Origin of the sequence: Dissulfurispira sp. (genome assembly GCF_036745535.1) — a bacterium.
Lineage (GTDB): Bacteria > Nitrospirota > Thermodesulfovibrionia > Thermodesulfovibrionales > Dissulfurispiraceae > Dissulfurispira.
In genome coordinates, this window is sequence record NZ_DAIOFX010000134.1 from 1 (window position 1) to 2,862 (window position 2,862).

At 45.8% G+C, this 2,862-nt stretch carries 5 protein-coding genes; all 5 read left to right on the top strand.

Translation table 11 applies throughout. From position 1 onward, the window contains the following. Window positions 1-84 precede the first annotated feature (84 nt). Window positions 85-573 (top strand): phage baseplate assembly protein V, encoded by a 489-nt coding sequence (locus V7L97_RS11975; protein ID WP_333656285.1) that lies wholly within the window; start codon window positions 85-87, stop codon window positions 571-573. Beyond that, on the top strand, window positions 573-770 hold the full coding sequence (locus V7L97_RS11980) for a hypothetical protein (RefSeq protein WP_333656287.1): 198 nt from the start codon (window positions 573-575) through the stop codon (window positions 768-770). The genes V7L97_RS11975 and V7L97_RS11980 overlap by 1 nt, the downstream gene beginning before the upstream one ends. Window positions 771-779: 9 nt before the next feature. After that, entirely contained in the window at window positions 780-1,130 is a 351-nt protein-coding gene (locus tag V7L97_RS11985) for a GPW/gp25 family protein (protein WP_333656288.1), read from the top strand. 50 nt (window positions 1,131-1,180) lie between these two features. Beyond that, window positions 1,181-2,308: a baseplate assembly protein gene (locus V7L97_RS11990; RefSeq protein ID WP_333656291.1), complete on the top strand. Its 1,128-nt coding sequence runs from the start codon at window positions 1,181-1,183 to the stop codon at window positions 2,306-2,308. Further along, the coding region (locus tag V7L97_RS11995; RefSeq protein ID WP_333656293.1) for a phage tail protein I at window positions 2,301-2,862 on the top strand (562 nt) is incomplete at its 3' end. The genes V7L97_RS11990 and V7L97_RS11995, both read left to right, overlap by 8 nt.

Below are 2,862 nucleotides of genomic sequence, written 5' to 3' on the forward strand. Positions count from 1 at the left end.
TAAAAGAAGAATCGGTTGCAAAAAACCGGTCGGCAAATTGAAAGTAAGCAGTGATGTTAAGCCGGAAGATATAAAAGCGGTAGCATGATAAACGAGCTTGTAAGAGTGGGCATTGTTACGCAGCGATATCCAGAGAGAGGCTCTGTAAGGGTGCGGCTTGTTGATGTTGATGATCAAGTGTCGTATGAACTGCCGGTGATATACAGAAAGACTCTTAAAGACAAGGATTACTGGATGCCGGATATAAACGAGCATGTGGTGTGTTTATTCTCAGGGCAGGGACTTGAGCAGGGCTTTGTGCTTGGCGCGATTTACAGCGAAGCGGATACCGTGCCGGTCAGCAGTAATAATAAATGGCATAAAGTTTTTGATGACGGCACGGTGATTGAGTATGACAGATCGGCGCATAAACTGCTGATTGATGTCAAAGGCGATACACAGATACAGATAACCGGCAATGCGAGTATTACGGTCAACGGCAATACGACAGTAAAGACAGACGGGCATACGGATATAAGTTCAGGCAACTGCATAAGTTTTAGCTGTGACAGGCACGGCGGAGGGACGATCTAATGCAGTTGACGGTTAAAGGACTGAATATCAATGTAACGCAGGGCGAGGACGGATTTATAACTATCACCTGCGACGGCCCGATTACAGTTACCGCACCGGAAATAAACATTACCGGCAATCTGAATGTAGCCGGCAATATCCACGCAACCGGCACGATCATAGACGAAGGCGGAAATACAAATCATCATGGGCATTGAGAGTGAATTATGCAGATTAAGATCGGAGCGATAGGTTTGACAGTTGAAGGTATAGAGGACATCAATCAGGAGATTGGTCTTATTATCGCTACTCCGCTCGGTTCTATCCCTCATATGCCGGAGTTTGGCAGCAGGATACCCTTTTATCTCGACAAGCCTCAGAATGTAGCACTACCATTGATAATTGCAGAGGTATACAGGGCGATAAAGAAAAATTCTACGAGGTTTAAGCCTTCAAGCGTCAAGCTCGTGAGCGCATCTCCGAATAGGAAAATGGTGTTTAAGATATCAGGTATTTTGACTGATGCCCAGACGGACAAAGAGGTTATTCTCAATGTTTTAGCAGATTTTACAAGGTAAAGAGCAGAAATACAGGAGAATAGGACGTATATGACTAACAGGACATATATATGGTTGATTTAAAAACATTGCCCGAGCCTGAGTTTATCACTGTTGACTGGAATCAGCAGTATGCGGAGATCGTAAAATCTTATGAGCAGATCGTTGGCATTCCTCTTAGCAAAGGGCAGGTGGAATCTTTGATGATTGCCACCTTTGCCTATCGTGAAAACCTGCTTCGGATCGCAATAAACGACACTGCAAAGCAGAATCTGCTTGCCTACGCAAGGGGAGGGATGCTGGATCATCTCGGCGTGCTTCTGGGTGTAACGAGACTTCCTGCGGCAGCGGCGATAACGACCCTCCGGTTTACCTTTGAGACAGCACTAACATCGCCTTTGCTTATTCCTAAAGGTACGAAGGTAATGAGCAAGGACAATAAGGTTATATTTGCAACCTCAGAGGATGTTAATGCAGGCACAGGTATTGCTTATATTGATGTCCCTGCTTCATGCACAGAAGCTGGAGAGTCGGGAAACGGCTATCTGGCTGGAGACATTAATCAGCTTATTGACCCGCTGCCTTATGTGCAGACAGTCGAAAATATAACTTTAACCTATGGCGGCGCCGACATCGAAAGCGATGATCACCTGCGCATGCGGATTCAGATTGCGCCCGAGTCGTTCAGTACGGCAGGACCGGAAGGAGCTTATGAATACTGGGCGAAGACAGCGCATCAGGACATCGTTGATGTAGCTGTCTGGAGCCCTGAGCCTGGAAAGGTGAAGGTGGTGCCTCTGCTGAAAGGCGGCGGCATACCGGATGCGGATATGCTGGCGATTGTAAAGAACATTCTGAATAGTGAGAAGCGCAGGGTATTGACAGATCAGGTAATAGTTGAGGCACCTGTGGTTGTAAATTACAGTATCGATGTCCAGCTTTATATCTACACCTCATTCTCGATGCTCTCGGATGTGATTCTTGCAAAGGCAAATGATAATCTTCAGAGTTATAGGGACTCGGTAAAAGAACATCTTGGAGTGGATATTGTCCCTGAACAGATCGTAGAGATACTTCAGAAAATAACCGGAGTATACAGGGCAGTGGTTTCGCAGCCTGTATATACAACGCTTGCACGAAACGAAGTGGCAATTTGCACAGGCATCACAATAACAATCGCAGGGAGCGTAGATGGCTAATAAGACGAAAGACTTATTGCCGCCTAATTTGCAAGGCGATAAAAACATTGAGGGCCTTTGCGCTGCAGCGGATAAGGTCTTCTCTGTAGAAAATGAACTTGACAAGCTGCTCGTATATCTGATCGACGATGTGCCTGCCTCGATCCTGCCGTATTTAGCCTGGCAGTTTCATGTTGAAGGCTACGATCTTACCAAGACCGACACGGAAAAGCGCAGCTTAATTAAAAAGTCACTTGAGCTTCACAGATACAAAGGCACTCCTTGGGCGGTTGAGAATGCTATCTCTACATTAGGATTTCCGTCTGAAGTGATTGAGTGGTTTCGGTATGGAGGCAATTCTTATCGCTTCAAGGTTTCGGTTGATATCTCAAAAAACAGAGGCATCGATGAGCAGCTAATATCACAGATCGAAAAACTCATTCATCAATACAAAAATGTGCGGTCATGGCTTGAGACGATCATTCTCTATGTGCCGACTAAAGGATCTGCTCCTAAATACTCCTGCGCTGCCATGACAGGCGAAAGCATCTCGATATATCCGTATCAGCAGACAA

Coding starts and splice junctions, on each gene's coding strand:
- V7L97_RS11990 (WP_333656291.1), top strand. CDS start 1,181: ATGGTTGATTTAAAAACATTGCCCGAGCCTGAGTTTATCACTGTTGAC.
- V7L97_RS11975 (WP_333656285.1), top strand. CDS start 85: ATGATAAACGAGCTTGTAAGAGTGGGCATTGTTACGCAGCGATATCCA.
- V7L97_RS11985 (WP_333656288.1), top strand. CDS start 780: ATGCAGATTAAGATCGGAGCGATAGGTTTGACAGTTGAAGGTATAGAG.
- V7L97_RS11980 (WP_333656287.1), top strand. CDS start 573: ATGCAGTTGACGGTTAAAGGACTGAATATCAATGTAACGCAGGGCGAG.